Source organism: Streptomyces sp. NPDC002698 (assembly GCF_042888945.1).
In the GTDB taxonomy this organism is placed as follows: Bacteria; Actinomycetota; Actinomycetes; order Streptomycetales; family Streptomycetaceae; genus Streptomyces.
Window position 1 is genome coordinate 91,028 of sequence record NZ_JBIAQM010000004.1, and the last position, 25,291, is coordinate 116,318.

The following is a 25,291-nucleotide window of genomic DNA, read 5'->3' on the forward strand; positions in this document are numbered from 1 at the left end:
GGTCCCGGGCCGGGCGGACCGCCGCCCCTACTGGCCTACGCGCCCCGGCTGGAGTACCTGTGAGAACAGCACGGTCCCGTCCTGCTCCCGCAGCCGTACCGTCAACTCGCCGCTGTCGCCGTCGATGTCGACCTCGCCGAAGAACTGGTAACCGCCGGCGGGCGAGACGTTCGAGGCGACGGGTGCCTTCACGAACACCCGCTCCGGACCGAACGTGTTGTCCAGCACGCTGGCCGGGAAGGCTCCGGCGTTCAGCGGACCGGAGACGAACTCCCAGAACGGCTCGAAGTCGGTGAACGCGGCCCGCGACGGCTGGTAGTGCTGTGCCGAGGTGTGGTGCACGTCCGCGGTGAGCCACACGGTGCCCGTGATCCGCCGGTGCTTGATGAAGCGCAGCAGCTCGGCCAGCTGGAGTTCCCGTCCGAGGGGCAGGCCGGGGTCCCCCTGCGCCACGGCCTCGATGTTCGGCTGTCCTTCGGTCGTGTCCGGTACGACGAGGCCGAGCGGCATGTCCGCGGCGATCACCTTCCACACGGCCCGCGAGCGCGACAGCTCGCGCTTCAGCCACTCCAGCTGCCCGGCGCCGAGGATGCCCTGCGGATCCGTCGTCTGGTTGTCCGGCGAGTTGGCGTTGCGGTAGGTGCGCATGTCGAGGACGAACACGTCCAGGAGCGGACCGTGGCGCACGACCCGGTGGACGCGTCCGTCCCGGTCGCCCGGCCGGAGGGTCGACACGGGGAAGTACTCGCCGAACGCGCGCCGGGCCCGCGCCGCCAGGACGTCCACGCTCTTCTCCGTGTAGCGCGTGTCCGTGGTGGCGACCACCTCACCGGGGTACCAGTTGTTGCGCACCTCGTGGTCGTCCCACTGGATGACGGAGGGCACCTGGGCGTTGAACCGTTTGAGGTTCTCGTCGAGCAGGTTGTAGCGGAAGTTGCCGCGGAACTCCGCCAGCGACTCGGCGACCTTGGACTTCTCCTCGGTCGTGATGTTCCGCCAGGTGCTGCCGTCCGGGAGCGGGGCCGTCGCGGCGATCGGGCCGTCCGCGTAGACGTTGTCACCGCTGCACAGGAAGAAGTCGGGGTCGAGCCGGGCCATCGCGTCGTAGATGCGATAGCCGCCGATGTCCGGGTTGATGCCCCAGCCTTGTCCCGCCAGGTCGCCCGACCACAGGAAGCGCACGCCGCCGCGCCGGCCGTGCGGAGCCGTACGGAACGTCCCGCTCACCGGCTCCCCGGTGCGCCGGGGGTCGTCCGGGTCGGCGAGCAGGACGCGGTAGTGGATCTGTTCACCGGAGGGCAGTCCGCGCAGCCGGGTGGTCCCCGTGAAGTCCGTGCCCGCGCCGAGCAGCGGACCGTGCCATCTGCGCGAGTCGCGGAACGACGCGGTCGCCGAGGTCTCGACGATCATCCGTGCGGGCCGGTCGGAGCGGACCCACACCAGGCCGGAGTCGGTGGTCACGTCGCCGGTCTGGACGCCCCAGCCCGCCTTCGGCCGGCCGGACAGGGCGAGCGCCGGTGCCGAGCCGAGCGTGGTGGGCAGGGCCAGCGCCGCCGACGCGGCCAGGGAACCGCGCAGCACGCTGCGGCGGCCGGGGATCGAGCTGAGCGGACGGTGCGACATGGATACGCCTCCGGGGACGGATTCGGCCAGTGTGCAGAGCCACAACTACTGGTACGCCGCAGCGCGCACGCAAACCACGGGTGAACAACCGGCCCTGGGATGTGCGGAACCGACGCGGATCCCGCGGAGCCGGACCCGGTCGACGGGGTGAGGCCCGGAGGAGTCGCCCCGGACCTGGGTGTGGTGTCTCAGGGCGCAGAGGACTCGTCGAGTGCGCCCCGGCCGCGTACGGCCTCCGCCATCAGCCGCACGCCGTCCCGTATCCGCGCGGGCGGCAGGTGGGCGTACCCCAGCACGAGCCGTACGCCGTCGACGGCCGTCGCTCCGTAGTGCGCCGACGGCCGGACCAGGACCCCGGCCGCCGCGGCCCGTGCGACGAAGCGGTCCTGTGGCCCGTACCGGCCGGGCAGCGCGGCGACGACGTGGAGACCGGCCGCGATGCCGGAGACCTCCGTGCCCGGAAAACGCTCCTCCAGGGCCGCGACCAGGACGTCACGCCGCTCCCGGTAGGCGCGCTGGCAGCGGCGCAGCTGACGGTCGTAGTCGCCTCGCTCGACGAAACGGGCCAGGAGCGCCTGATCGAGGACGGGGTTGCCGAGGTCCATGGTGCGTTTGCGCTCGACGACCTCCTCGAAATGACGCGCAGGAACCAGGAGCCAGCCCAGTCGAAGCCCCGGAGCGAGCGATTTGCTGACCGAGCCCGTGTACGCGACATGCTCGGGGTCGAGTCCCTGGAGGGCGCCCACCGGGGCGCGGTCGTAGCGGAAGTCGCCGTCGTAGTCGTCCTCGATCACCAGCCCGTCCACGGACCGCGCCCAGTCGAGGAGTTCGGCGCGGCGCCGTGCCGAGTACGCGATCCCCGTGGGGAACTGGTGAGCGGGCGTCGTCACCACGGCTCGTACACCGGAGGCATGGAGCGGAGCGACCGCCAGGCCCTCGTCGTCCAGCGGCAGTCGTACGGTGCCGACGCCGGCCGAGGCGAACAGCGAGCCCAGCTCCGGGCTGCCCGGCTGCTCGACGCCCACGGTGGGTGTCCCGTGCGCGTGGAGCACGAATCCGAGCAGTGTCATCGCCTGGGCGACCCCGGAGACCACGACGACGCGCTCCGGGTCCGCGACCACGCCCCGGCGGCGTACGAGGAGTTCGGCGAGGGCGGTCCGCAGTCTCGGCAGACCACGCGGATCGGGGTAGCCCAATGCCTGGTGGGGCAGTTCGGCCAGCACCCCGCGGTGCGCCGCGGCCCACGAGGAGCGCGGGAAGAGGGACAGGTCGGGGGTTCCCGCGACGAAGTCGGCCCGCACCCCGGCCGCCCGCGGGGCACGGTCACGCGCGCGCGGGCCGACCGCGCGGACCGCGTCGCCGACCCAGGTACCGGACCCGCGGTCACTGCGCAGGTACCCTTCCGCGGTCAACTGCTCGTACGCCTCGGTGACCAGCCCCCGCGACACGCCGAGATCACCGGCCAGCTCACGACTGGACGGAAGCCGGGTGCCGGGAGCGAGCCGCCCGGAGCGGACCGCCTCGCGCAGCGCGGCCCGAAGGGTACGACCACGCGCGCGGGGCGGCGCGGACGCGGCCGGCAGGAGCAGCTCCCACGCGGCCGTCCACGAGGGTGCCGCCGCTGTCGGAGCGGGACGTGGCGGCCCGCCGCGATTGGTCCCCGATGACGTCATGGAAGTGGACCTTAAACCGGGCCACGCCCGTCCATAGCGTCGGAGTCATGAACGCCACCACCACCCGGGGCGCGCTGCTCGCCGCCCTCGCCTGCGTCCTCGTCGGAGGTTCCTTCACCGCCAACAGCGTCATGGGCCACTATCCGTACGCGGGGGGCCAGTTCCTGCGCTACGGGCTCGCGTGTGTCCTTCTGCTGCCCCTCGTCGGCCGGGGCGGCGCCGCCCCGCTGCGACGGCTCACGGTCCGTCAGTGGGGGCGCCTCGCGCTGATCGCGGCCGTCGGCATGGTCGGTTTCAACCTCGCCGTGCTCGCCGCCGAGCGCACGGCGGAACCGGCGGTCCCCGGCGTCTTCGTGGGCTGCGCCCCGGTCGTCGTCGCGGTGCTCGTACCGCTTCAGGAGGGTCGTCGTCCACAACGCCGGGTCCTGTACGGGGCGTTGCTCGTCGCTCTCGGCGCGTCCGCCGTTCAGGGGCGGGGCCGCACGGACGCGGCCGGGATCGCGTACTCCCTGGGTGCGCTGGCCGGGGAAGTCGGCTTCGCGGTCCTGGCCGTACTGGTCCTGCGTCCGCTCGGGCCGCGGCTGTTGTCGGCCACCGTGTGCGGTGTCGCCGCGGCGGAGTCGGCGGTGGTCGGGGTGATCACCGGCGGCGGCGGATGGCTGCGGGTGCCGGACGCGACCGAGGCGACCGCGCTGGTGTGGCAGGCGGCGGTCGTCACGGTCGTCGGCTTCGTGTGCTGGTACACGGGTGTGCAGCGCATCGGCGCGGAGCGCGCCACGCTCTTCTCCGGACTCGTCCCGGTGTCCGCCGCCTGCACCGCGCCGCTCGTGGGCACGGGTGCCTATGGGATCGCGCAGGCCGCGGGAAGTGCCCTCGTGGGCACCGGAGTCGCCCTCGGATCAGGCGCGTTGAGCCTCGTCGTCGGGCGCGGCCACCGGGCTGCCGCGAGGAGCCGCTCGACGGCAGCCGCCCATGACCGGCCGAAAGCCGCCGCCCCGGACCGTACGGTCATGACCGACCACGCCCGTACGACCGCCGTCGCCCACGCCCGTACGACCGCTGCCGACCGGGACCGCACGACCGCGGCCGAACACGGCCGCACGACCACTGCCGAACACGGCCGTACGACCACTGCCGACCAGGGCCGTACGGCCGGTGCCGACGAGGACGGCTCAGCGGCTTCCGTCGAGGATGACGCGGGCGACGAGCGCCGGGTCGTCGTTCATCGGGACGTGGCCGCAGCCGGGCAGCCGCACCAGTCGCGCCCGCGGAATGATCTGCTTGGCCCGGACACCCTGGCGGCGGATCAGCAGCCGGTCGCGGGTGCCCCAGGCCACGGTGACGGGGAGTGCCGGGATGTCGTCCGTGAACTGGACGTTCGTGCCTGCCCGCAAGGTCTCGTCGAATCCCTCGGCGTGGGCCAGGGCGAGGGTCTCGGCGACGACCGCCTCGGGTGAACGGCGGCCGGGCCGGGCGTAGATGGAGCTGGTCAGCACCGTCCGTCCGGCCGCCGAGCGGGAGAGCCGCTCGATGACAGGGACGGGCGTGCGGCGGGCGGCCTGTCGCATGGCGATCAGCAGGCCGAAGGCGTAACGCCGCTCCACCGGTGACCAGAAACCGGCGGGCGAGAGCGCGGTGACGGACCGTACGAGCTTCTCACGCCCCAGTTCCAGGGCCAGCAGTCCGCCGAGCGAGTTGCCGGCGACGTGCGGCCGCTCGATCTCCAGCGCCTCGCACAGGGCTCCGAGCAGGGGCACCACCGTCGGCAGGTCGTGGGTCATTCCCTCGGGCAGCGCAGGGGACGCGCCGAAGCCGGGAAGGTCGACGGCGATCACGTCCCGTTCGGCGGCGAGGATGGGGATGACCGGGTCCCAGGCCTGACGGTGGTGGCCGATGCCGTGCAGCAGGAGCAGCGGTTCGCCGGTGCCCACGCGCGCGTAGGACACGGTGACGTCCTTGGGGCCGCGCGGTGAGGGGAGGCTGACGGTGACCGTGTCGGACATGGGACTGCTCCTCGTCTGAACGCTGTGACGAACCATCTCGTAGACAGCTTGTCAGCAAGTGCTACCGACGGGTAGCCCCGAGCCGTCACGAACCGTGCGTCGGCCGTCACACGTCAGCCGCCCCGGTCGCACGCCTCCATGGGCCCTAACCCGCCCTGCGCACCTCCACGTTGAAGTCCGCGTGCCCGATGCCCTGCATGAGCTTGACCCACAGCGGCACGTACATCTCCACGACCCGCGCGGTGCGGATGCCCCCCAGGTCGAACACACGCCCCGCGGGCCAGCCGAACTCGCCCAGCAACGCCGTCACCTGCTCCTTGGCGCTCTCGTCGTCACCGGAGACGAAGATCTGGTGCTCGCCGGGCACCCTGGAAGGCTCGACCATCACCTGGCAGTTGACGGTGTTGAGACTCTTCACCACCCGGGCCCGCGGGAACTCGCGCTGGATCTGCTCGCCCACGCTGTCCGACTCGACGGGGGAGAGCCGCAGCTCGCCGTCCTCGAACGCCAGGGGGTTGGAGACGTCCAACAGCACCTTGCCGTCCAGGTGTTCCTCCCCGGCCGACCGCAGTACGGCGAGCGCGATCCGCCCGCCCACCGCGTTCACGACCACCTCGCCGAACGCCGCGGCGTCCGCGAAGGTGCCGTGATGGGCGGTGGGACCCGCCCCGTCGGCCCACTCGACGGCCGCCGCGTTGTCCTTGGTGCGCGAACCCAAGGAGACCTCGTGGCCCAGTTCGACCAGCTTGCCGGCGAGGGCGCGCCCCACGTCGCCCGTGCCCAGTACCCCGTATCGCATCGTCGTTCCTCCCGTTTCGGGACCGCCGGCCACCGGCGGCCCGCGGTCATTGTGCTCCGGGGCGGCCGATTCGCCTGGACACCGGGGAATGTGTCGGGTGGGATGGTCCGGTGGCAAGCGACACGGCGACCGATGTCTTCGAAGAACACCGCCCCTTACTGATGGGTGTTGCGTACCGCATGCTCGCCCGAGTGGCCGACGCGGAGGACGTCGTCCAGGAAGCGTGGCTGCGCTGGTCCGGCAAGGACCGGTCGGACGTGCGGGAACCACGCGGGTATCTGGTCCGCGTCACGACCCGGCTCGCCATCGACCGGCTGCGCCAGGTCCAGTCCCGCCGTGAAGCCTACGTCGGACCGTGGCTCCCGGAGCCGTACGTCACCGACTTCGGCGAGGCCGTGCCCGACAGCGCCGAGCGGGCCGTTCTCGCGGACTCCGTCTCCCTCGCCGTCCTCGTCGTCCTGGAATCCCTGTCACCGCTGGAACGCGCGGTGTTCGTCCTGAGAGAGGCGTTCGGCTATCCGTACGCCGACATCGCCGCCGTCCTCGACCGGGGCGAACCGGCGGTGCGTCAACTCGCCGGGCGGGCGCGCAAGCACGTGGAGGAACGGCGGCCGCGCTACGAGGTCGACCCGGCCGAACGCCGTGACCTCACCGAGCGGTTCCTCGCCGCGGCGGGCGAGGGCGATCTGGAGGGACTCATGTCCCTGCTGGCACCGGAGGCGCGGCTCATCGCCGACAGCGGAGGCCGCGCGCAGGCGCCGCTGCGGATCCTCGACACGGCCGAGAAGGTCGGCCGCTTCGTCGTCGGCGTCACCAGGAAGGGCGTGTCCGGCCTGTCGCTGCGCTTCCTCGAGGTCAACGGCGGTCTCGCGGTGCTCGCGCTGTCCGGGGACAAGCCCGACAGCGTCATCCAACTGGACGTCGCGGACGGCCGTGTCCAGTGCGTCTACATCGTGCGCAACCCGGAGAAGCTGGTGTCGATCCCCGCCGGCTGATGCCCGGAGGACGCCTCCGTCCGAGGCGCCGCAGGCGAGCGAAAGCCCCCGTCCTTGTACGGGGGCTTTCGGCGTTGTGTCGCGGACATCGCCCGGCGAGAACACCCTGTGAACGCTCCGCGGCGGGGAGCCCGTGCAATCCATAAGGGTTCGAGGATTGGTCTTGACCAAGGGTGGGGGCGGCCCTATCGTCGCAGGGATAGTGCAGGAACCTTTAATAAACAAGGGCGTGAAAACGCCGCCGGGACACGGCGATTGCGGAGGACAGGGTGGGGACCACGCAGTTGGAATCGGTGCCGGAACCGAAGTACTGGCACCTGAGGACCGTGCTCAGTGAAGCGCTGGACTCCGAGTTCACCGTGGGCGAGATCCTGCCCAACGAACGTGACCTGGCGGCCCGCTTCGGCGTCGCTCGGGCGACCCTGCGCCAAGCGCTCGAACAGCTCGAACTGGAAGGCCGCCTGCAGCGCCGCCGCGGCGTGGGCACCACCGTCGCGCCACCGCGCGTGGGCGTGGCCGTCGGAACCGAACAGCACGTGTGGCCGGGGGCCGTCGGTGACGCCTGGCACGCCGCGGACTGCACCGTGGCGGCACCGCCCGCGGCGGTGGCCGGCGTCCTGGAGACCGCCGACGGCGAGTCGGTGCACACCGTACGCCGTTCCCTGGTGACACACGGTCAGCCCGTCGCCGCCGAACTTCTGTACATCCCGGCGTCCTCGGTGCCGGACCTGTCGGCGATCGACGCGCCCTCGGGCGCCGCACGCGCGCGTGCCGTGCTGCGCGAGCTCCAGCGGCTGGAACTGGAAGGCCAGGACCGGGCCGTCGAGCTGGGATCGGCCCGTGCGGACGACGCCAAGGAGCTCGACCGCCTTCCCGGGGCACCCGTTCTCGTGGTCACGACCCGGTTCTTCACCGAGGGGCGCACCGTGGCGGTGTCCGTGGCCACGTACCGCGCGGACACCTGCCGGCTCACGTTCGGTGACTCCGGCGGCGTGGAGATCCACCACGACCCGGAGCGTCGCGCCTCCTGAGCCGTCCGGCCCGGACCGCCGCGCTCGTCGAGCCGCGTCCCGACCACACCCGTCCGACCAGACCCGTCGCACCCCGGAACACTTCGGAGCGCGACGGGTTCTGTGGCTGTGGCTGTGGCTGTGGCTGTGGCTGTGGCCCGGGGCGGCGGTCGGCGTCGTCGCGTCACCCGCGGCTCAGCGGCGCGCGGTCACGGTTCCCTCCACCGCGAACAACTGCTCCTCCACATGGTCGAGGGCCAGTCGCAGCGCACCGGTGGCCACGGCCGCTTCCCCCAGCATCGAGAGGGCCACTCTGGGCGGACGCAGGCAGTAGCGCGCCAACTCCCTCCGCAGCGGCTCCAGTACGCCGTCCAGGCCGGCCGCCCAGCCCCCGATGACGACCAGCTCCGGGTCGAGGGCGAGGACCAGGGCCGCCACGTCGTGCACCAGCCGCTGGATGAAGCGGTCGACCGCGGCGCGCGCCCGCTGGTCGCCGTCCCTGGCCAGCGCGAACACCTTGGCGACCGCCTGCTCGTCGAGCGGGTGCAACGGCTCGTCCGTCGTCGACAGCAGCGTCTCGGGGGTGACGTCACGGCCCAGCAGATGCAGCGCTCCGATCTCACCTGCCGCCCCGCCGAACCCCCGGTGCAGCCGCCCGCCGATCAGCGAGCCGGCACCCGGACTCAGCCCCGCCAGGACGAACACGACGTCGTCGGAGTCGGTCGCCGCACCCTTCCAGTGCTCCGCGACCGCCGCCGCGTTGGCGTCGTTCTCCACGAGCACCGGGCATTTGAAGGAGCGGCTCAGCCGCTCGCCCAGCGGAAGGCCCGTCCACTCCGGCAGCGCCGTGCCCAGGCGCACGGTGCCGTCCGCCTCCACGATGCCGGGGCTTCCCACGCCCACCGCGCGCAGTGAACTGCGGGCGACACCCGCCCTGCGCAGCAGCTCGGCGACCGCCACCCGCAGCCGTTCCAGCCGCTCGTCGGCGGACGCCGTCTCGTCCACGTCCTTGGCCATCGCGCCCATCACGCGCCCGTCCAGGTCCGCGAGCAGCGCCGCGACGCGGTGAGGTCCGATCTCCAGGCCCAGCAGATGCCCCGCCTCGGCCCGGAACCGGAACCTGCGCGCCGGACGCCCCTGGCGGCGTGCGGCGCCCTCCTCGGCCGCCTTCTCGACGACGAGCCCGTTCTCGATCAGCCCCTCGACGACCCCTTCGACCGTCGGCCGTGACAATCCGGTCACCCGGGTGATCTCGGTGAGGGTCGCGCAGTCCGTGGCACGCAAGGCGTGCAGAACCACCGCGGAATTGATCCGTCGCAGCAGAGAGGGATCCCCGCCGGTCAACCGCCCCAACGTCCGTCCTCCCAGCTTGTACGCGTGTTGGCCGGATCGTACTCGTCGCGGGGGACCCCGGCGAGGGCCGGGGACCCTTTCCCGTGCGCGGAACGCCGTCAGCCCGGCGCCACGAACCCCGACTCGTAGGCCGCGATGACCGCCTGAGTACGGTCCCGGGCACCCAGCTTCGCCAGTACGGAGCTGACGTGCGACTTGACCGTCTCGGTGCCGACGACCAGCCGCGCGGCGATCTCGGCGTTGGACATCCCCCGTGCCATCAGCCGCAGCACGTCCGCCTCGCGCTCGGTCAGCGCGGCCCGCTCCATGGCCGCCCGCGCCGCCGGACTGGCCCCGCCGTCCCCGTAGTCGGCCGCCAACTGCCGCACGGAGGCGGGGAACAGCAGGGACTCGCCCTCGGCCACCAGCCGCACCGCGTGCACGATCTCGGCCGGCCGCGCCCGCTTCAGGAGGAAGCCGTCGGCCCCGGCGCGCAGCGCCTCGTAGACGTACTCGTCGTTCTCGAACGTCGTCACCACGAGGATCTTGGGCGGGTCGGCGACCGTCCGCAGAACCGCCCGGGTCGTCTCGATGCCGTCCATCAGGGGCATCCGGACGTCCATGGCGACCACGTCCGGCCGCAACTGCCGGACGAGCGGGATCACGGCGGCGCCGTCGGCGGCCTCACCGACGACCTCGATGTCGGGCTGCGCCTCCAGCACGGCGCGCAGCCCCGCGCGTACGAGGGGTTCGTCGTCGACGAGCAGAACGGTGACCGGCATCCGGCCAGCGTAGATCAGTGCGACGGAAGCTCGGCGTGCACCTGCCAGTCCCCCTCGTGCGGGCCCGTCCGGGCGCTGCCGCCGAGCAGCGCGGCCCGCTCCCGTATACCGCGCAGACCGCTGCCCCGCCCGGAACCGGCTCTGCCGTCCGGCAGCGGATTGCGGACCTCCAGGGAGAGCGTGCCGTCCCTGACCTCGATACGGACCCGCACCGGGACGCTCCCGGCATGCCGGAGCACATTGGTGAGCGACTCCTGGAGGATGCGGTAGCCCTCTCTGGACACCGGACCGGCCACCGTCTCCAACGGGCCCGAGACCTCGGCGTCCACCTTGGCCCCCGAGGCGCGCGCCGACTCCAGCAGCCGGTCGGCGTCGATCAGCGTAGGACGGCTGCTCACGGGACGCCGCGCCTCGCGCAGCACGCCCAGCACCCGCTCCAGATCCTCCAGGGCGGACCGTCCGGTCTCCTCGATGGCGGCCAGGGCACGGGAGGTGAACTCCGGGTCGCCCGCCGCGCGCGCGGCGCCGGCCTGCACCACCGCGACGGTGAGCGCGTGCCCGATGGAGTCGTGGAGCTCGCGGGCGATGCGATTGCGCTCCAGGAGTTGTTCGGTCCGCTCCTCCAACGCGGCGAGCCGCTCGCTGGGGGAGGGACCGAGGAGCCGCCGCGCCAGCGCGGTGGCCAGCTCGCCCAGGCCGACCACCGCGCCGTACAGGGCGAGCAGGGGCAGCGGGATGAGCAGCGCGCAGCTCCAGTGCGGGTCCAGGAGCATCACCACGGGATCGTCGGTGGGCCGGTAACCGGTGGCCGCTCTGCCGAGATCGACGGCGAACACGGGCATCCAGACAGTGACACCACAAGCCACCCATCCCAAGAGGATGCGCGCCTCCAGCCACAACACGGTCCGCCATCGGTCCCGCCAGGCGACCGAAGGAGCGACCGAGAACGCCTGGTCCTCCCCACTCCGCTCATCCGGCGCCAGCATGAACCGCGCCTGCACACCCTCGCCCCGCCGCACGGCCGGGATCAGCCCCAGCGGAATCACCAGCGCCGCGGGCACCCACGGTTTCGACAGGTCGATGAACAGCCACACACTGGTGAACAGCATCGGCACCCACAAGTGCAGCAAACGCGTGTACGTCGTCCCCCACAGCAGCGGGCGCAGAAATCGGGCCATTGCGCCATCCTGTCAGCGAGCACTGACAACGGACCTCCCCCGGGCGGGGGAGAGGATCTCCACCCGCGGGGGAGGCGGGAGCCGCTCCGCGGCCGCCACGCTGGGCCCATGACCAGCATCGACGTCCAAGACCTGACCAAGGAGTACGGCAGCAAGCGCGCCGTGGACCACCTGACCTTCAGTGTTCTCCCGGGCCGCGTCACCGGATTCCTCGGCCCCAACGGCGCCGGAAAGTCCACCACCATGCGGCTCGTGCTGGGCCTGGACCGGCCCACCTCCGGCACCGCCACCATCGGGGGCCACGCGTACGCCACCCTCGACGAACCGCTCCGCAAGGTGGGCGCCCTCCTCGACGCGGGAGCCGCGCACGGATCGCGGACCGCCCGGAACCACCTGCGGGCCCTCGCCGCCACCAACCGCATCCCCGAACGCCGGGTCGACGAGGTGCTGGAGGAGACGGGGCTCGCCCCCGTGGCCCGGCACCGGGTGAAGACGTACTCCCTGGGCATGCGTCAGCGCCTGGGCATCGCAGCCGCCCTCCTCGGCGACCCGCCCGTGATGCTCCTGGACGAACCGTCGAACGGCCTGGACCCCGAGGGGATCATCTGGATCCGGGAGCTGCTGCGCCGGCTGGCCCGGGAAGGACGCACCGTCCTCGTCTCCAGCCACCTCATGAACGAGACCGCCTCCTTCGCCGACCAGCTCGTCGTCCTCGGCCGCGGCAGACTCCTGGCCGACATGCCCATGCGCGCGTTCATCGACGCGCGCGTGCGGCCTCGCGTCCGGGTCCGCAGCACGGACGGCCGTGCTCTGGGGGGCCTGTTCGCGGAGCACGGCATCGAGGCCGTCGAGGGCGAGGACGGCCGCTGGACCGCGTTCGACGCGGGACTGGAGGACATCGGGCGCCTCACCTCGGCAGCCGGTCTCTCCATTCTCGAACTCGCCTCGGAAGAGGGGACGTTGGAGCAGGCCTATCTGGATCTGACGGCCGCCGAGACCGAGTTCGCCGCCGCCCCGAATCAGCCTCAGGAGGTCTGACCGTGTCCTTCGCACCCGTACTCCGCGCGGAATGGATCAAGATCCGGACGTTGCGGTCGCTCACCTGGGGGCTGCTCGCCGTCCTCGTGGCCACGGTCGCGTTCTCGGCGCTCGCCGGACTCGACAACTCCGACGACCCGGAGTTCGACCCGCTCTTCTCGGCTTTCTTCGGTGTCAGTTTCGGCCAGATCGCGGCCATCACCTTCGGAGCCCAGGCGGTCTCGGCCGAGTACCAGGGCGGCGCGCTCCGCGTCTCGCTGGCCGCGGTGCCCGTCCGGGGGCGCTGGTTCCTGGCCAAGACGGTGGCGATCGGCGTACCGGCCCTGGGGATCGGCCTGGTCACGGGCGTGATCAGTCTGGTCGTCGGGACGTCCGTGCTCGGTTCCCGGGCCGACGCCCTGACCTGGACGGAGGAGCTCCGGGGCGTGGTCGGCTGCGCCGTCTACCTGTCCTTGATGGCCCTGTTCGCGGCGGGTCTGGCAGCCGTCCTGCGCAGCGGGGTCGCCACCTTGAGCATCCTGATCCCGTTCCTCCTGATCGTGTCCTTCGTCGTGGGGGGAGCGTCGGGGAGTGTGGCGGACTTCCTGCCGGACAAGGCCGGGCAGACGGTCCTGCACGCGTCGTGGGACGGCGCTCTGGGACCCTGGAGCGGGCTCGCCGTGACCGCGCTGTGGACCGCCGCGGCTCTGGGCGCGGGGGCGTGGTGCGTCCGGCGCAGGGACGCGTGAGCGCGCCGGCTTCCTGACGCCTCACCCATCGTCAGTGGTGGCGGCTTCACCGGACGTCATGACCATCGCGCGGCATCTCGCCACGATCGACCGGCTGTGCGCCGAGGACTTTCCCACGGGGCACGGCGGGTCGGTCGCCGGGTCGTACGGCGGTCCGGGGGGACCCGCATGGCGAACGGGAAGAGGCCGAGCAGCACGGGGCACGACGGGAGGCTCGCGCGCAGCGGCTCGTGATCGCGGAGGCGGCCTGCCGTGAGGCGGTGACCGCGTCGGCGTGACCACCATGACGCGGTGACACGGAGACCGTCCCGTTCGGACCCGATCAGCCGTCGAGGCGACCGCACACCTCGGTGACCAGGCTGTCGGCGTCGTCGAGCGCGGCAGCCAGTGTCTCCGGGGTGGTGCCGAGCGCGGAGAACAGCCCCTGAGCCCGTACGGCGAACTCCGGCGGGGCGACCGCGAGTTCTCCCGCCGCCCGGACCGCCCCCTTTTCGTTGAGCACCCAGCGTCGGGCCTGGGCATGGAGGGCGTGAGTGAGAAGTCCGACCGCGCGGAAGAGGCAGCCGGAGACGTAGAAGACATCACCCCGAGCAGCCCCCTTGCGGGCCCCCGCGAGGATGAACGGTGCCTCCCACCGCGCGTTGTCCATCAGTGCTTCGCGCAGCGGCTCGGGGTAGCGGCGCGTCTGCTCCCGCAGGGTCCGCAGCTCACCGCCGGGGTCGGCGAGGATCCGCCCGACGGCCAGCTCACCGGCGTAGGCGTGGGAGTAGACACCCAGGGGATGTCCTGGCTGGACACCGATCTCGAACCGCCCGGCGAGGCACTGCCGCCAGACGCGGTGCACCCGGTCCAGGTCACGGTAGATCCAGTCGACCCGGTGACCGTCGACGGTCAGCCAGCCGCCACCGTCCACCCACGGTCCCCAGCCGCCCGGCTCGGTGACGTCCACCCGGCCACCGGTCAGCCGGGCCGCGAGGAGGCGCAGGGCCGCGGTGTCCAGCGGCGGCCGGTAGTAGAGGCCCAGATCGAAATCGGAGTCAGGGCCGTGCGTGCCACTGGCCCGGCTGCCTCCCAGACACACACCGACGACGCCGTCGACCTCGGTCAGCCGGTCCGCGATCTCCGTCAGACGCTCCATGCCCCGGATTCTGCCGAGGCGCGTTTCCGGCCGCGACCCGTTTTGGTGCGGCCACGCACACCACCGGAGAACGCCGAGAGGCCGACCGCGAGGGTGTCCGGCACGAGCGGCCGGTCGCGGGCGGCCTCCAGGTCCGCTTGAGCGAGGTGTGTCAGAGGATCGCCCCGGGCGTGTAGCCCGCGGCCTCCGGGTGCTGCTTCACGATCTCCTCGACGCGGGCCACGACGACGGCCACCTGGTCGGCCGCGGCTCCCGTGAAGGACAGCTTGTCGGCCATCAGCTCGTCGAGCCGCGCACGGTCCAGCGGGATCCGCTCGTCCGCGGCGAGCTTGTCGAGCAGCTCGTTGCGCTCGGCGCCCTGCTCGCGCATGGCCAGGGCGGAGGCGACGGCGTTCTCCTTGATCGCCTCGTGGGCGACCTCACGGCCGACACCGGCGCGCACCGCGCCCATCAGGACCTTGGTCGTCGCGAGGAACGGCAGGTAGCGGTCCAGCTCGCGGGCGACGACGGCCGGGAAGGCGCCGAACTCGTCGAGGACGGTCAGGAAGGTCTCCAGCAGACCGTCGAGCGCGAAGAACGCGTCAGGCAGCGCGACCCGGCGCACCACCGAGCACGACACGTCGCCCTCGTTCCACTGGTCGCCGGCCAGCTCGCCGGTCATCGAGGCGTAGCCGCGCAGGATGACCATCAGGCCGTTGACGCGCTCGCAGGAGCGGGTGTTCATCTTGTGCGGCATCGCGGAGGAGCCGACCTGGCCGGGCTTGAAGCCCTCGGTGACCAGCTCGTGCCCGGCCATGAGCCGGATCGTCTTGGCGGTCGAGGACGGGGCGGCCGCGAGCTGCACCAGCGCGGTCACGACGTCGTAGTCCAGGGAGCGCGGGTAGACCTGGCCCACGGAGGTGAAGGCCTGCGAGAAGCCGAGGTGCCCGGCGATCCGCCGTTCCAGGTCCGCGAGCTTGGCCGCGTCGCCGCCCAGCAGGTCGAGCATGTCCTGGGCCGTGCCGACCGGGCCCTTGATGCCGCGCAGCGGGTAGCGGCCGAGCAGCTCCTCGAGGCGGCCGTACGCGACGAGCATCTCGTCCGCGGCGGTCGCGAAGCGCTTGCCCAGGGTGGTGGCCTGCGCGGCCACGTTGTGCGAGCGGCCGGCCATGACCAGCTCGGCGTACTCGCCGGAGAGCTTGGCCAGCCGGGCGAGGACCGCCACCGTACGGTCGCGCACCAGCTCCAGGGAGAGCCTGATCTGCAGCTGCTCGACGTTCTCGGTGAGGTCGCGGGACGTCATGCCCTTGTGCACGTGCTCGTGGCCGGCGAGGTCGTTGAACTCCTCGATCCGCGCCTTCACGTCGTGCCGGGTGACCTTCTCGCGCTCGGCGATGGAGGCGAGGTCGACCTGGTCGAGGACGCGCTCGTAGTCGGCGACGGCGGCGTCCGGCACCTCGATCCCGAGGTCCTTCTGGGCCCGCAGCACGGCGAGCCAGAGCTGACGCTCCAGCTTGACCTTCTGCTCGGGGGACCAGAGCGTGGCGAGCTCGGCGGAGGCGTAGCGTCCGGCGAGAACGTTGGGGATACGGGGCTTTGCAGGCGCGGCAGTCACGTGCATGGAGCATACCGGCTGTCCGGCGCAGCTCCTGTTATGTCCGGGGCGTCCCGGATGCGCAGGTCGCGGCGGAGCGGCACCCCCCGGCGGACCGGGGCGTGCGTGAGGGGCGCGGGGACGGGACGGAGGTGTCGCGCTCGGCGCGCACCGTGGACCGCGTCGTCGCTCCTGCGTCCGCCGGTGGCTCCGGCGGATTGACGCTCAACTCCTTTGAACAGAGGGGAGTTGTTCACCGTATGGATGGGTGGACGGTTCGGTGGAACGTTTTCGCAGGGTGGTGCTCAGGATCCAGATCGCGGGGGACGGCTTCCGTAACCTGCCTGTGCGTGTGGATCGGGGTGGGGCCGCTCGCTGCCGACGACAGCGCGCAGACCCCCGTAGGTCTTCGAGGTGAACCGGTCGTGGGCGAAGGTGAGCTCCGCCGCGATCAGTTGGTTGCGCTCATCGTTGACTTCCTCGATCTCCTGCATGAGCTGGGAGTTCTTGGCGCGGAGTGCCGTGTTCGCGTTCCGCGCCTCGTCGAGGGCTCTGGCATGGCTGCCGAGTCTGATGGCTGTGACGGTGGCCCTGCGGGCCATGGCTTTCTCTCGCTGGGCCAGATCCAGTTCGCGCTTGTGCATGTCCAGCTCCAGGCGGCGTCTGTGCTCCGCCATGACGCTGAGATCATGTCGTGTGCGGGTGTCGACCTGCGTCACCATGTGACGGAGTACGGCCGCAAGTGCTCCGGCCACGCCCATGGTCAACAGGCCGATCCCGACTGTCGCCAACTCCCATGTATGGTGCCAGACACCCGCGCCCACGAATGCCCAGCCGGCTGTGCAGCTGGCGGTGGACGCGGATGCCAGTCTGTACGCCACGTCTCGTTACCCCCTTGCAGTGGCCCCCCGGCTGTCGTCGGCGTCGAGATCCTTTTGGAGCTCGATAGCTTGGACGATGTTCCCGCTGAGCATTGTGCGGATTCTGAGATCAGTGATTCCCCATGCGTCCATGGCCTCCTCCGGGGTGAGTGTTACTGAGGCTACCCTCCGCACCGCGGGCTGAGGCCCGTGTTCCGGCGGAAGCATCCCGCTGTTGACCAACATCTCTCGCTGGTCGAGGCCAAGTACTGACGCCCATGTGGTCAGTTGCGAGGGAAGGGGGAGGGTCCGTCCTTCCAGTGTTCTGCTGATCGTCGTCAGGCTCACTCCAATCGCGATGGCCAGCTGAGCCCGGCCACCGGCTCGTGGGCGTACGTCGTACCCGGCCGCTGTCGCGGCATTTGTGAGGTACTCGCCCACCCTCCTTGCGAGAGCTTGTCGCTCACCGCGGGACTCGTGGGGGGACTCTTCCATGCTCCGCATGTTCCGGAGAGTAGCGCGCGTGTATGCAAGTTGCACGCGACTTGCATGCGTGCATCTTCGCAGGTCAGTAGGCGTTTATGTGTCATGCCAGGCCAAGGGGGACGTCTCGTACTCCAGTTCCCACCAAAAAGTCTCGTCGTGATACCGGCGAAGCAACTTGCGCACGTGTACGCAAGTTGCATATGTTGCATGACTGTGAGTTAGTCGCACGTATGCAAGTCCCTTTGAGGGGACCCTGATTGCACCGCCTCGGCATCGGCTCGACCAGGCTCCGGAGCTGCGAGGCATCTGCGGGGGACGCCTCGAAACCTTCGGACACGACGACCCGGTCATCCGGCGCCCGAGCCCGGCCATGGCCGGAGCGGACCGTCGCAGCACATGCCCACCACAGTTCATCCACTCATGAACGGAGTAGGCCTTGATCGCCGAGGCTAACGCCGCCACACCGCGGTTCGACACCAGAGAACCGGCCCTTATCGCCCGAGCGCTCGCGGGTGACCGGGACGCGTTCGGGGAGCTCTACGCTCTGCACCACCCCGCGGTACTGGCTTACGTACAGCGCCGTGTACGCAATCGGCAGGTCGCCGAGGACATCACCGGCGAGACCTTTCTCAACGCATGGATGAAACGCGAGACTTTCACCTACCGCGGTATCGGCTTCGTCGGATGGCTGATCACCATCGCCCGGAACAAGGTCATCGACCATTGCAAGAGTGCTCAGCGCCGTGAGTTCGTCGTCGAGGACATGCTCGGCTTCGACGAGGACCTCACGGTCAGCACCGAGGACACCGTTTTGATCAGTCTGGACGAGGAGTTGCTGCGCCGGGCCCTTGAGCAACTGCGGCCGCCGCAACGCGAGGTCCTCACGCGCCGGTTCCTCATGGAGTTCTCGGTGCTGGAGACGGCGCGTCAGATGTCACGGTCCGAAGGCGCGGTGAAGACCCTGCAGTTCCGGGCTCTGGCCAAGCTGCGCAGCGAGTACCTGGGGGTGGCGGCATGACCACAGTGCCCGGGATCCGTTCCGCCGTCGAGGCCAATCTCGCCGAGCAACTCAGCGCGTTCGCACGGGAGTTCGTCGCCGACCTGGAGGCGCAGGGGCGTCTGGTGGAAGCGGGCGGGGCAGGTGTCCTCGAACGGCTGCGGACACAGGTCGAGGCCGGGCAGAACTGCCCGGAGGCCTATCACGCGGCCGTCGACACGATCGTCGAGGACTGCGGCTACCCGAGCGAGGTCGCGATGCGGATCGCCACCGCGCTGAACCGCAAGGGACTGATCCCCGGCGACGACGTCGAGCCGCGGCACGGCCACGCGCCCGCGCCCGAGCCGGACGCGCGGCACGACCACGCGCCCGAGCCGGACGCGCGGCACGGCCATGCCCACGCGCCCGGGCCGGACCTCGAGGAACCCGTTCCCGGGGACGAGGACTCCGAGCCACGGCACGATCGCGCTCCCGCGCCCGCTCCGGACCACAGGGAGCCGGTTTCCGGTGGCGAGGACCCCGAGCCGCGGCACGACCGGGCTTTTGTCGCCTCGCCGCTCGTGCCCCCCGCGCGGGGTGCGATCGTCCTGCATCTCGCCGACCGCGGTGCCGGACGGGCCGTGGTGGAGCACGGGGCGGCGCCGGTGCCGCAACGCGTCGACGGCCAGGTTCCCCGGGTGAGGCCGGCCGCCGCGCGGTCACGTCCGGTGGGATGGGGCAGCGCCTCCGCCCGCGCGGTCTCCGTCGCCGCGAGCCTTCAGTCCGACCACCTCGCACGCCTGGAAGCCATGCAGATCACGGCGGACGGCGAGCGGGTGACCGTGGCCATCAAGGCCACCTGTCTGGACGACTGGGAGTACTGGCTCGACGCGATCGGGGCTCCCCGCAACGTCCGGACCAGGACGGCCGGACACGCTCAGGTGGCCGCGGGAACCCTCGACGGAGTCGCCGTCCACCTCACCGCGCACGGCGTCCCCGAACTCCTCCAGGAGGCGAGCGACACGGCCGCCGACCCCTTCTTCCTCTGGGGGCGGATCTACGACCTGGGGGTGGGGCAGGTCGATCGCACCGACCGCATCTGGCTGTCGCTCGGCCGGCGCCAGGACGAGCGGGGGATGCCCCTGCTGGTCCTGCGCGGCACGGACGGTCCCCCCTATCCGCTCGCCTCGATCGTCATGGCGCACGGCCCGCTGACGGAGACCCCCCTGCCCTCCGGCGGAATCGCCGGGGACACCGCCTGATCGCGGCCGGGGCGCCGCTTCGGCTGACTGTTTCTCACTCGTGACGCACCGCGCCTCTGCATGAGGTGAACCGCGGCTATGTGTCCACACATGCTCACAGTCCGTGTAATGCACCTGGCGCAGAGCGATCCTGGCCTGTTGTAGGCGAGGTTGCTCGGTATGGCTGGTTTCCCACCCTGCCGGCAGTCCGCCCCAAGGGTGCCGATGGGGCGCATCGGCCCTGATCGGTCCACCGGTGGTGTGTCGGTGCCAAAAGGTACGCACTTGCCTTTGCCCCGGCCACGCCCATGGACAGGTGCAGGCAAGTTCCTCGGGCAGTGCTCAGGGGCGTACTTCTCAGGCCCACGCTTCAGTGCTTGGATGCTGATTCCAGCGGGAACTCCCCGCTGGCCTGTTACTTGCCATTCTCTCAGAGGTGGCGAGACGGCTCCTCTCCATGCTCCGCAAAGCTGGAGGGGCCGTCGGCGGGGCCCGGCGTACGCGCCGGGCCCAGCCGTAGTTCCGGGCGCATCGACGGCGCTCCCGCGCTGTCGAGCGCCCCCCGTGCGCCCTGTGGCGGTCGCGGGGTGAACCGGTAGCGTCCTCTCTATGCGGAGCATGGGCCGCCGTGTCACTCGAGAGAGCGGCACGGCGGAAGCCGCCCGCCAGACGCTTCGCCCGATCCCCGCGGCCACCGTGCTCGGGTACGTCGGCACGTGAACAGGGTCCAGGGTTCCGCGGCGTCCGGAGGTACCTCGGTGGATCGCGGACTCAGCCGCCGTGGCCGCCCGTGACGTGATCCTCGTAGGGCAGCAGCTCAGGCCGCTTCGCCGGCCGTCCGTCCCCGGACGAGCGCCCCGTCAGCCGTCGCCCGATCCACGGCAGCAGATGCTGCCGGGCGAAGCGGGCGTCGGCGGTGCGGCGGGAGACCCAGCCGGGAGGCGCGGTGGGCGTCGACGGGACGTGCCACTCCGGGTCCTCGGTTTCGTAGCCGAGTGTCTGCCACACGGCTTCCGCGACCCGGCGGTGTCCATCGGCGGTCAGGTGCAGCCGGTCGACGTCCCAGGAGCGGGGGTCGGCGAGCGAGGGTGCCCCGTAGAGGTCGACCACCAGAGCGCCGTGCCGCTCGGCGAGGGCGTCGACGACGGTGAAGAGCTCCTCCATGCGGGGCCGGAAGCGTTCGAGGACCGGACCGTTGCGGCCGGGGCTGCGCATCAGGACGAGCTGCTCGCAGGCCGGGGCGAGCCGCTCCACGGCCTCCTCCAGGAGACCGCGGACGCGTCCCATGTCGACCTTGGGTCGCAGGGTGTCGTTGAGACCGCCCACCAACGTGATCACATCCGGCCGCATGGCGGCGGCCACGTCCACCTGCTCGTCGACGATCTGCCCGATCAGCTTGCCGCGCACCGCGAGGTTGGCATAGCGGAAACCGGGCGTCCGGGCCGCCATCCGGCCCGCGAGGAGGTCGGCCCATCCTCGGTACGAACCGTCGGGCAACTGGTCCGACATGCCCTCGGTGAAGGAGTCGCCGACCGCGACGAGGCTGGTGTATGAGGCATTCATCTGCATGGCGAGAAAGATGGTAACCCGAACACATACTCGTCGGTCGGTCGGACCGTCCCACCGGAGCGGGGAGGGTGACCCCGGCGCCGAGCGGGCCCCGGGTTCCTGCCGCTCTCCCGCACCGGAGCCGGAGCGTCCCTCCTACGCGGGCTGTCCGAACAGTTCTCGCAGGACGTCCTCCATCGTCACCAGTCCCGTGAGCCGTCCGTCGCTGCCCATGACCGCCGCGAGATGTGTACGACTGCGGCGCATCGCGGTCAGGACGTCGTCCAGAGGGGTGCTCTCGCGGACACGGGCGATGTGCCGCATGTCCTCCACACGGAACGGCACCTCGCGGGGGACCGCGTCGAGCGCGTCCTTGACGTGCAGATAACCGACGATCCGGCGTCCCTCGTCGACGACGGGGAAGCGGGAGAACCCCGACTCGGCGGACAGGCGCTCCAGCTCCTCCGGAGTGATGCCCACGCGCGCGTAGACGACGCGCTCCACCGGGAGCACGACGTCGTGCACCGGGCGGCGGCCCAGTTCCAGGGCGTCACGCAGCCGCTCCTGGGCACGGTGGTCGATGAGCCCCGCCGCGCTGGAGTCCTTGACCAGGCGGGCGAGTTCGTCGTCGGAGAAGGTCGCCACGACCTCGTCCTTCGTCTCGACCCGCAGCAGTTTCAGCAGTGCGTTGGAGAAGGCGTTGACCGCGAAGATCACCGGGCGCAGCGCGCGGGAGAGCGTGACCAGCGGCGGTCCGAGCACCAGTGCCGTGCGTACGGGCTCCGCCAGTGCCACGTTCTTCGGCACCATCTCGCCGAGCAGCATGTGCAGGTACGTCGCCAGGGCGAGCGCGATGACGAAGGAGACCGCGTGGCCCGCGCCGGAGGGGACGCCCACCGCGTGGAACACCGGCTCCAGCAGGTGCGCGATGGCGGGTTCGGCCACGATGCCGAGCACCAGGGTGCACAGCGTGATGCCGAGCTGCGCGGTCGCGAGCAGGGCCGAGACGTGTTCGAGGCCCCAGAGGACGCTCCGTGCCCGCCGGTCGCCCCGCTCGGCGTGCGGTTCGATCTGGCTGCGGCGCACCGAGATCAGGCCGAACTCGGCGCCGACGAAGAAGGCGTTCACGACGAGTGTCGCGAGTCCGACCAGCAGTTGTACGACGGTCATCGCGTGTTCTCCTCGCCGTTGTGCGGGGCGTGCAGCAGCACCCGTGCGGCCCGCCGTCCCGAGGCGTCCACGACGTCGAGCCGCCAGGCGTCGGCCTCGACGCTGTCCCCCTCGGCGGGGATCCGGCCGAGCTCGGTCGCGATGAAACCGGCCAGGGTCTCGTACGGTCCGTCGGGCACCCGCAGTCCGACCCGGGCGAGCTGGTCGGTACGGGCGAACCCGTCGGCCGAGTACAGCGTCCGGCCCTCGGTGTCCGTGCCGACCGGGGCGAGGTCGGGCGTCTCGTGCGGGTCGTGCTCGTCGCGTACCTCGCCGACGACCTCCTCCACGATGTCCTCCAGGGTGGCGACACCGGCCGTACCGCCGTATTCATCGATGACCACGGCCATCGTGCGTTTGCCGGCCAGCCGGTCCAGGAGCCTGTCGACGGTCAGCGACTCCGGTACGAGCAGCGGCTCGCGCATGATCTGCGAGACGGGTGTCTGGGTCCGGCTGGAGGCGTGCACGGTCAGCACGTCCCTGATGTGCGCGACGCCGACGACCTCGTCGAGGCTCCCGTGGTAGACCGGGAACCGGGACAGGCCGGTCGCCCGGGTCGCGTTCGCCACGTCCTCGCAGGTCGCCTGGACGTCCAGCGCGATGACCTGGACGCGCGGTGTCATCACGTTCTCCGCGGTCAGGTCGGCGAGGTTCAGGGTGCGCACGAACAGCTCGGCGGTGTCCGCCTCCAAGGCGCCCTCCTTGGCGGAGTGCCGGGCGAGCGCCGCCAGCTCCTGGGGCCCGCGGGCGGAGGCCAGCTCCTCGGCCGGTTCGAGGCCGAAGCGGCGTACGACGTGGTTCGCGCTGTTGTTGAGATGGGCGATGAACGGGCGGAACGCCGCGCTGAACCAGCGCTGCGGCGTCGCCACCCGCTTGGCCACGGCCAGCGGCGAGGAGATCGCCCAGTTCTTGGGCACCAGCTCGCCGACGACCATCAGGAAGACGGTCGAGAGCCCCGTACCGATGATCAGCGCCACCGAGTTCGACGCGGAGGGCGGGACGCCCAGTGATTCCAGGGGGCCCGCGATGAGCTTGGCGATCGACGCCTCGGAGAGCATGCCGACGACCAGGTTCGTCACGGTGATGCCGAGCTGGGCGCCGGAGAGCTGGAAGGTGAGGTTCCGTACGGCCTTGAGGGCCCCGGAGGCGCCCCGCTCGCCGCGCTCCACGGCACGTTCCAGCTCGCTGCGCTCGACGGTGGTCAGGGAGAACTCGGCCGCCACGAAGCCGCCGCAGGCCAGCGACAGCAGAACTGCGACCAGCAGGAGGAACACTTCGGTCATCGGGTCACCTCCGTCCCATGATCGGCCAGGGACCGGGGGATCGCGCGATGTCCCGGGCCGCCGTGCGCATCACGGCCGCGGGTACTGGGAGGCTCGCCCATGGATGGACGCTCACGCCTTTCGTCGGAGGAACGATGGTCAGACAAGGGTAAAGGATCGGCAAAGTGACCTTTCCGGGTGGTGGCCCCGCGGCCGGTGCCGGCCGCCCCGCCGGGCCCGGGGGAGTGATCACCGTCCCCGCGGACGACCGCCCACCGCCGACGACCGGACAGGCCCTAGTCGGTGAGCGGCTTCACCCAGCGCCGCCACTGTTCCTCCGGCGTATACCCGGCGGCCCGCCAGACATGGTGGGCGGTCTCGTTCCGTTCCAGGACCATGGCGTCCCCGCGCCGCCCCCCGAGCCGCACGAAGCGCTCCTCCGCGGCGGCGAGCAGCGCGGAGCCGATGCCGAGGCGCCGCCGGTCCGGACGGACCGCCAGCCGGTACAGATGGCAGCGCCAGCCGTCGAAGCCCGCGATCACCGTGCCCACGAGCTCCCCGGCGCGCTCCGCGAGCAGGAGTGCCCCGGGATCCCGGGTGACGAGCCGTTCCGTGCCGCTGAGGTCGTCACTGATGCTGGTGCCCTCGGCGGCCGCCTTCCAGAAGGCGAGCACGGCGTCGAGGTCCTCGGGCCGGGCGGCCCGTATCCGCAAGTCGGTCATGATCCGATCCCATCACGCCCGCCGGGTGCCGGAACGGCATTTCCGTCATGCGGACGATCACCGGCCGCTCAGTTCGCGGACCACGGGAGCGAAGGCCTCCAGGTTCGGCTCCAGCACCGTCAGATACGAGAATCCGTAGCGCTCCCGCAGGTCCCGGACCTGGCCGACGAGCTGTTCCACAGTGCCGATCAGGACGATGGGCAGCTCCAGCACCTCCCGCTCGGCCAGCTGCGGGAGCCGGGGCAGCCACGGCCGGACCGCGGCGTCGCGGTCGTCGGTGACGGTGACGATCTGGATCAGCAGGTTGAGCTCGGCGGGCTCCTCGCGGGCGGCGGACGCCTTCCGGTAGAGCGCGGCACGCTGGTCGAGCTCGGTGGCCGTGAGCGGTTCCAGCGTGCCGTTCCGCCCGGTGCGCGCTCCCGTGAACGACGCGATGTCCGCGTGTTCCGCGGCGATGCCGAGCATCCGGTCGCCGTTGGCCCCGATCAGCAGGGGCACCCGCGGCGGGCCGCCGCCCGGCCGCTCGGGCGCCTTCCCGCCCGGCCACGGCGTGCCGGAGGAGAGTCCGTCCGGGCCGAGCAGGCGCTTCAACTCCTCCACCGTGCGCAGGAGATGGTCGACCCGCTCGCGGGGGGTGCCGAAGGGCAGACCCGCCGTCTCGTGTTCGGCCGGTACGTACCCGGTGCCGAGGCCGAGTTCGAGACGGCCGTCCGTCAGCGCGTCTGCGGTGGCCACCTCACGGGCCAGCAACGCGGGGTTCCAGAAGGCCGCGTTGAGCACGAACGTGCCGAGCCGCGGCCTCCTGGTCGCCGCTGCGGCGGCGACCAGCGAGGGGAAGGGGGCGGGCATGCCCAGATGGTCCGCCACGGTGATCACGTCGTAGCCGAGTTCCTCGGCTCGGCGGCACTTGGCGGCCCACTCGGTGGCGGTCGCCGGGGCGATGAGGCTGACACCGAAACGGAACGGGCGTGACATGAACCATCCCTTCCTCGGGGGGACTCGCCCCGGCCGGGCGGGCTGAGGCGAGCGGTGGCCGGTCCCGGGCCCCGGCGGACCGGGCGGCGGGGTGAGCCGATGGGAACGCCCCGGCCCTGGTGGACCGGGGCGAGCCCGTG

Annotated in this window: 21 protein-coding genes and 1 pseudogene; 7 read left to right on the plus strand and 15 right to left on the minus strand. The window is 71.5% G+C overall.

Annotated elements, in window-relative coordinates; translation table 11 throughout:
* Positions 1 to 27 precede the first annotated feature (27 nt).
* Together ACFYW9_RS07505 and ACFYW9_RS07510 are read right to left on the minus strand one after the other, a co-directional pair.
* Positions 28 to 1,623, minus strand: a complete 1,596-nt coding sequence (locus tag ACFYW9_RS07505; RefSeq protein WP_389146008.1) for an alkaline phosphatase D family protein — start codon at positions 1,621 to 1,623, stop codon at positions 28 to 30.
* Between the two features lie 188 nt (positions 1,624 to 1,811).
* On the minus strand, positions 1,812 to 3,296 hold the full coding sequence (locus ACFYW9_RS07510; protein ID WP_389146011.1) for a PLP-dependent aminotransferase family protein: 1,485 nt from the start codon (positions 3,294 to 3,296) through the stop codon (positions 1,812 to 1,814).
* A gap of 47 nt (positions 3,297 to 3,343) precedes the next feature.
* Between ACFYW9_RS07510 and ACFYW9_RS07515 the strand changes: the two are divergent.
* Positions 3,344 to 4,210 (plus strand): annotated as a pseudogene (locus ACFYW9_RS07515) (DMT family transporter); the annotation flags it as partial.
* 258 nt (positions 4,211 to 4,468) lie between these two features.
* Here the strand turns inward: ACFYW9_RS07515 and ACFYW9_RS07520 are convergent.
* Positions 4,469 to 5,299, minus strand: coding sequence for an alpha/beta fold hydrolase (locus ACFYW9_RS07520; RefSeq protein ID WP_389146014.1), 831 nt, complete (start codon positions 5,297 to 5,299; stop codon positions 4,469 to 4,471).
* Positions 5,300 to 5,444: 145 nt separating this feature from the next.
* The gene (locus ACFYW9_RS07525; protein ID WP_389146017.1) at positions 5,445 to 6,098 is read right to left on the minus strand and encodes an NADPH-dependent F420 reductase; all 654 of its coding nucleotides are present in this window, start codon (positions 6,096 to 6,098) and stop codon (positions 5,445 to 5,447) included.
* Between the two features lie 110 nt (positions 6,099 to 6,208).
* Here ACFYW9_RS07525 and ACFYW9_RS07530 point away from each other — a divergent pair, with 110 nt between their 5' ends.
* Both ACFYW9_RS07530 and ACFYW9_RS07535 read left to right on the plus strand, forming a co-directional pair.
* A complete protein-coding gene (locus tag ACFYW9_RS07530) occupies positions 6,209 to 7,093 on the plus strand; it encodes an RNA polymerase sigma-70 factor (RefSeq protein WP_389146020.1) in 885 nt (294 codons plus the stop codon).
* A 269-nt stretch (positions 7,094 to 7,362) separates the two neighbouring features.
* Entirely contained in the window at positions 7,363 to 8,124 is a 762-nt protein-coding gene (locus ACFYW9_RS07535; RefSeq protein ID WP_389146023.1) for a GntR family transcriptional regulator, read from the plus strand.
* Positions 8,125 to 8,298: 174 nt separating this feature from the next.
* Here the strand turns inward: ACFYW9_RS07535 and ACFYW9_RS07540 are convergent, their stop codons facing one another.
* The 3 genes from ACFYW9_RS07540 to ACFYW9_RS07550 form a co-directional block, all read right to left on the minus strand.
* Positions 8,299 to 9,456 (minus strand): ROK family transcriptional regulator, encoded by a 1,158-nt coding sequence (locus tag ACFYW9_RS07540; RefSeq protein WP_351865867.1) that lies wholly within the window; start codon positions 9,454 to 9,456, stop codon positions 8,299 to 8,301.
* A gap of 98 nt (positions 9,457 to 9,554) precedes the next feature.
* Positions 9,555 to 10,217, minus strand: a complete 663-nt coding sequence (locus tag ACFYW9_RS07545) for a response regulator (RefSeq protein WP_387302040.1) — start codon at positions 10,215 to 10,217, stop codon at positions 9,555 to 9,557.
* A gap of 14 nt (positions 10,218 to 10,231) precedes the next feature.
* The gene (locus tag ACFYW9_RS07550; RefSeq protein WP_389146028.1) at positions 10,232 to 11,395 is read right to left on the minus strand and encodes a sensor histidine kinase; all 1,164 of its coding nucleotides are present in this window, start codon (positions 11,393 to 11,395) and stop codon (positions 10,232 to 10,234) included.
* Positions 11,396 to 11,503: 108 nt separating this feature from the next.
* On the opposite strand from ACFYW9_RS07550, the gene ACFYW9_RS07555 reads away from it, so the two are divergent.
* Both ACFYW9_RS07555 and ACFYW9_RS07560 read left to right on the plus strand, forming a co-directional pair.
* Positions 11,504 to 12,433 carry an ABC transporter ATP-binding protein gene (locus ACFYW9_RS07555; RefSeq protein ID WP_389146031.1) on the plus strand — a complete coding sequence of 310 codons (930 nt, stop codon included), beginning with the start codon at positions 11,504 to 11,506 and terminating at the stop codon, positions 12,431 to 12,433.
* A gap of 2 nt (positions 12,434 to 12,435) precedes the next feature.
* Positions 12,436 to 13,161: an ABC transporter permease subunit gene (locus ACFYW9_RS07560; protein ID WP_389146034.1), complete on the plus strand. Its 726-nt coding sequence runs from the start codon at positions 12,436 to 12,438 to the stop codon at positions 13,159 to 13,161.
* 322 nt (positions 13,162 to 13,483) lie between these two features.
* Here ACFYW9_RS07560 and ACFYW9_RS07565 read toward each other — a convergent pair whose 3' ends face one another.
* From ACFYW9_RS07565 to ACFYW9_RS07575, 3 genes are all read right to left on the minus strand, one after another.
* A complete protein-coding gene (locus ACFYW9_RS07565) occupies positions 13,484 to 14,299 on the minus strand; it encodes a nucleotidyltransferase domain-containing protein (RefSeq protein ID WP_389146037.1) in 816 nt (271 codons plus the stop codon).
* A 151-nt stretch (positions 14,300 to 14,450) separates the two neighbouring features.
* Positions 14,451 to 15,893, minus strand: coding sequence for an adenylosuccinate lyase (purB, locus tag ACFYW9_RS07570; protein WP_389146040.1), 1,443 nt, complete (start codon positions 15,891 to 15,893; stop codon positions 14,451 to 14,453).
* 284 nt (positions 15,894 to 16,177) lie between these two features.
* Entirely contained in the window at positions 16,178 to 16,549 is a 372-nt protein-coding gene (locus ACFYW9_RS07575; RefSeq protein WP_389146043.1) for a hypothetical protein, read from the minus strand.
* A 1,105-nt stretch (positions 16,550 to 17,654) separates the two neighbouring features.
* Between ACFYW9_RS07575 and ACFYW9_RS07580 the strand changes: the two genes are divergently transcribed.
* Together ACFYW9_RS07580 and ACFYW9_RS07585 are read left to right on the plus strand one after the other, a co-directional pair.
* Complete coding sequence (locus ACFYW9_RS07580; RefSeq protein WP_326789111.1) at positions 17,655 to 18,236, plus strand: sigma-70 family RNA polymerase sigma factor; 582 nt, start codon at positions 17,655 to 17,657, stop codon at positions 18,234 to 18,236.
* A complete protein-coding gene (locus ACFYW9_RS07585; RefSeq protein WP_389146047.1) occupies positions 18,233 to 19,456 on the plus strand; it encodes a BN159_2729 family protein in 1,224 nt (407 codons plus the stop codon). Before ACFYW9_RS07580 ends, ACFYW9_RS07585 begins: the two co-directional genes overlap by 4 nt.
* Positions 19,457 to 20,206: 750 nt before the next feature.
* Here the strand turns inward: ACFYW9_RS07585 and ACFYW9_RS07590 are convergent.
* The 5 genes from ACFYW9_RS07590 to ACFYW9_RS07610 form a co-directional block, all read right to left on the minus strand.
* Positions 20,207 to 21,004, minus strand: coding sequence for an SGNH/GDSL hydrolase family protein (locus ACFYW9_RS07590; protein WP_389146050.1), 798 nt, complete (start codon positions 21,002 to 21,004; stop codon positions 20,207 to 20,209).
* 135 nt (positions 21,005 to 21,139) lie between these two features.
* Positions 21,140 to 22,153, minus strand: coding sequence for a hemolysin family protein (locus ACFYW9_RS07595; protein ID WP_389146053.1), 1,014 nt, complete (start codon positions 22,151 to 22,153; stop codon positions 21,140 to 21,142).
* A complete protein-coding gene (locus ACFYW9_RS07600) occupies positions 22,150 to 23,475 on the minus strand; it encodes a hemolysin family protein (protein WP_389146056.1) in 1,326 nt (441 codons plus the stop codon). The genes ACFYW9_RS07595 and ACFYW9_RS07600 overlap by 4 nt, the downstream gene beginning before the upstream one ends.
* 275 nt (positions 23,476 to 23,750) lie before the next feature.
* Positions 23,751 to 24,176 (minus strand): GNAT family N-acetyltransferase, encoded by a 426-nt coding sequence (locus ACFYW9_RS07605; RefSeq protein ID WP_389146059.1) that lies wholly within the window; start codon positions 24,174 to 24,176, stop codon positions 23,751 to 23,753.
* 57 nt (positions 24,177 to 24,233) lie between these two features.
* Positions 24,234 to 25,151, minus strand: a complete 918-nt coding sequence (locus ACFYW9_RS07610; protein ID WP_389146061.1) for a TIGR03621 family F420-dependent LLM class oxidoreductase — start codon at positions 25,149 to 25,151, stop codon at positions 24,234 to 24,236.
* Between the last annotated feature and the right edge of the window lie 140 nt (positions 25,152 to 25,291).

What these genes read in the sequence shown, in the direction of transcription:
- ACFYW9_RS07585 (WP_389146047.1), top strand. Translation starts at nt 18,233, where the DNA reads ATGACCACAGTGCCCGGGATCCGTTCCGCCGTCGAGGCCAATCTCGCC.
- ACFYW9_RS07575 (WP_389146043.1), bottom strand. Translation starts at nt 16,549, where the DNA reads ATGGCGGAGCACAGACGCCGCCTGGAGCTGGACATGCACAAGCGCGAA.
- ACFYW9_RS07590 (WP_389146050.1), bottom strand. Translation starts at nt 21,004, where the DNA reads ATGCAGATGAATGCCTCATACACCAGCCTCGTCGCGGTCGGCGACTCC.
- ACFYW9_RS07565 (WP_389146037.1), bottom strand. Translation starts at nt 14,299, where the DNA reads ATGGAGCGTCTGACGGAGATCGCGGACCGGCTGACCGAGGTCGACGGC.
- ACFYW9_RS07595 (WP_389146053.1), bottom strand. Translation starts at nt 22,153, where the DNA reads ATGACCGTCGTACAACTGCTGGTCGGACTCGCGACACTCGTCGTGAAC.
- ACFYW9_RS07555 (WP_389146031.1), top strand. Translation starts at nt 11,504, where the DNA reads ATGACCAGCATCGACGTCCAAGACCTGACCAAGGAGTACGGCAGCAAG.
- ACFYW9_RS07520 (WP_389146014.1), bottom strand. Translation starts at nt 5,299, where the DNA reads ATGTCCGACACGGTCACCGTCAGCCTCCCCTCACCGCGCGGCCCCAAG.
- ACFYW9_RS07525 (WP_389146017.1), bottom strand. Translation starts at nt 6,098, where the DNA reads ATGCGATACGGGGTACTGGGCACGGGCGACGTGGGGCGCGCCCTCGCC.
- ACFYW9_RS07510 (WP_389146011.1), bottom strand. Translation starts at nt 3,296, where the DNA reads ATGACGTCATCGGGGACCAATCGCGGCGGGCCGCCACGTCCCGCTCCG.
- ACFYW9_RS07545 (WP_387302040.1), bottom strand. Translation starts at nt 10,217, where the DNA reads ATGCCGGTCACCGTTCTGCTCGTCGACGACGAACCCCTCGTACGCGCG.
- ACFYW9_RS07605 (WP_389146059.1), bottom strand. Translation starts at nt 24,176, where the DNA reads ATGACCGACTTGCGGATACGGGCCGCCCGGCCCGAGGACCTCGACGCC.
- ACFYW9_RS07505 (WP_389146008.1), bottom strand. Translation starts at nt 1,623, where the DNA reads ATGTCGCACCGTCCGCTCAGCTCGATCCCCGGCCGCCGCAGCGTGCTG.
- ACFYW9_RS07550 (WP_389146028.1), bottom strand. Translation starts at nt 11,395, where the DNA reads ATGGCCCGATTTCTGCGCCCGCTGCTGTGGGGGACGACGTACACGCGT.
- ACFYW9_RS07610 (WP_389146061.1), bottom strand. Translation starts at nt 25,151, where the DNA reads ATGTCACGCCCGTTCCGTTTCGGTGTCAGCCTCATCGCCCCGGCGACC.
- ACFYW9_RS07600 (WP_389146056.1), bottom strand. Translation starts at nt 23,475, where the DNA reads ATGACCGAAGTGTTCCTCCTGCTGGTCGCAGTTCTGCTGTCGCTGGCC.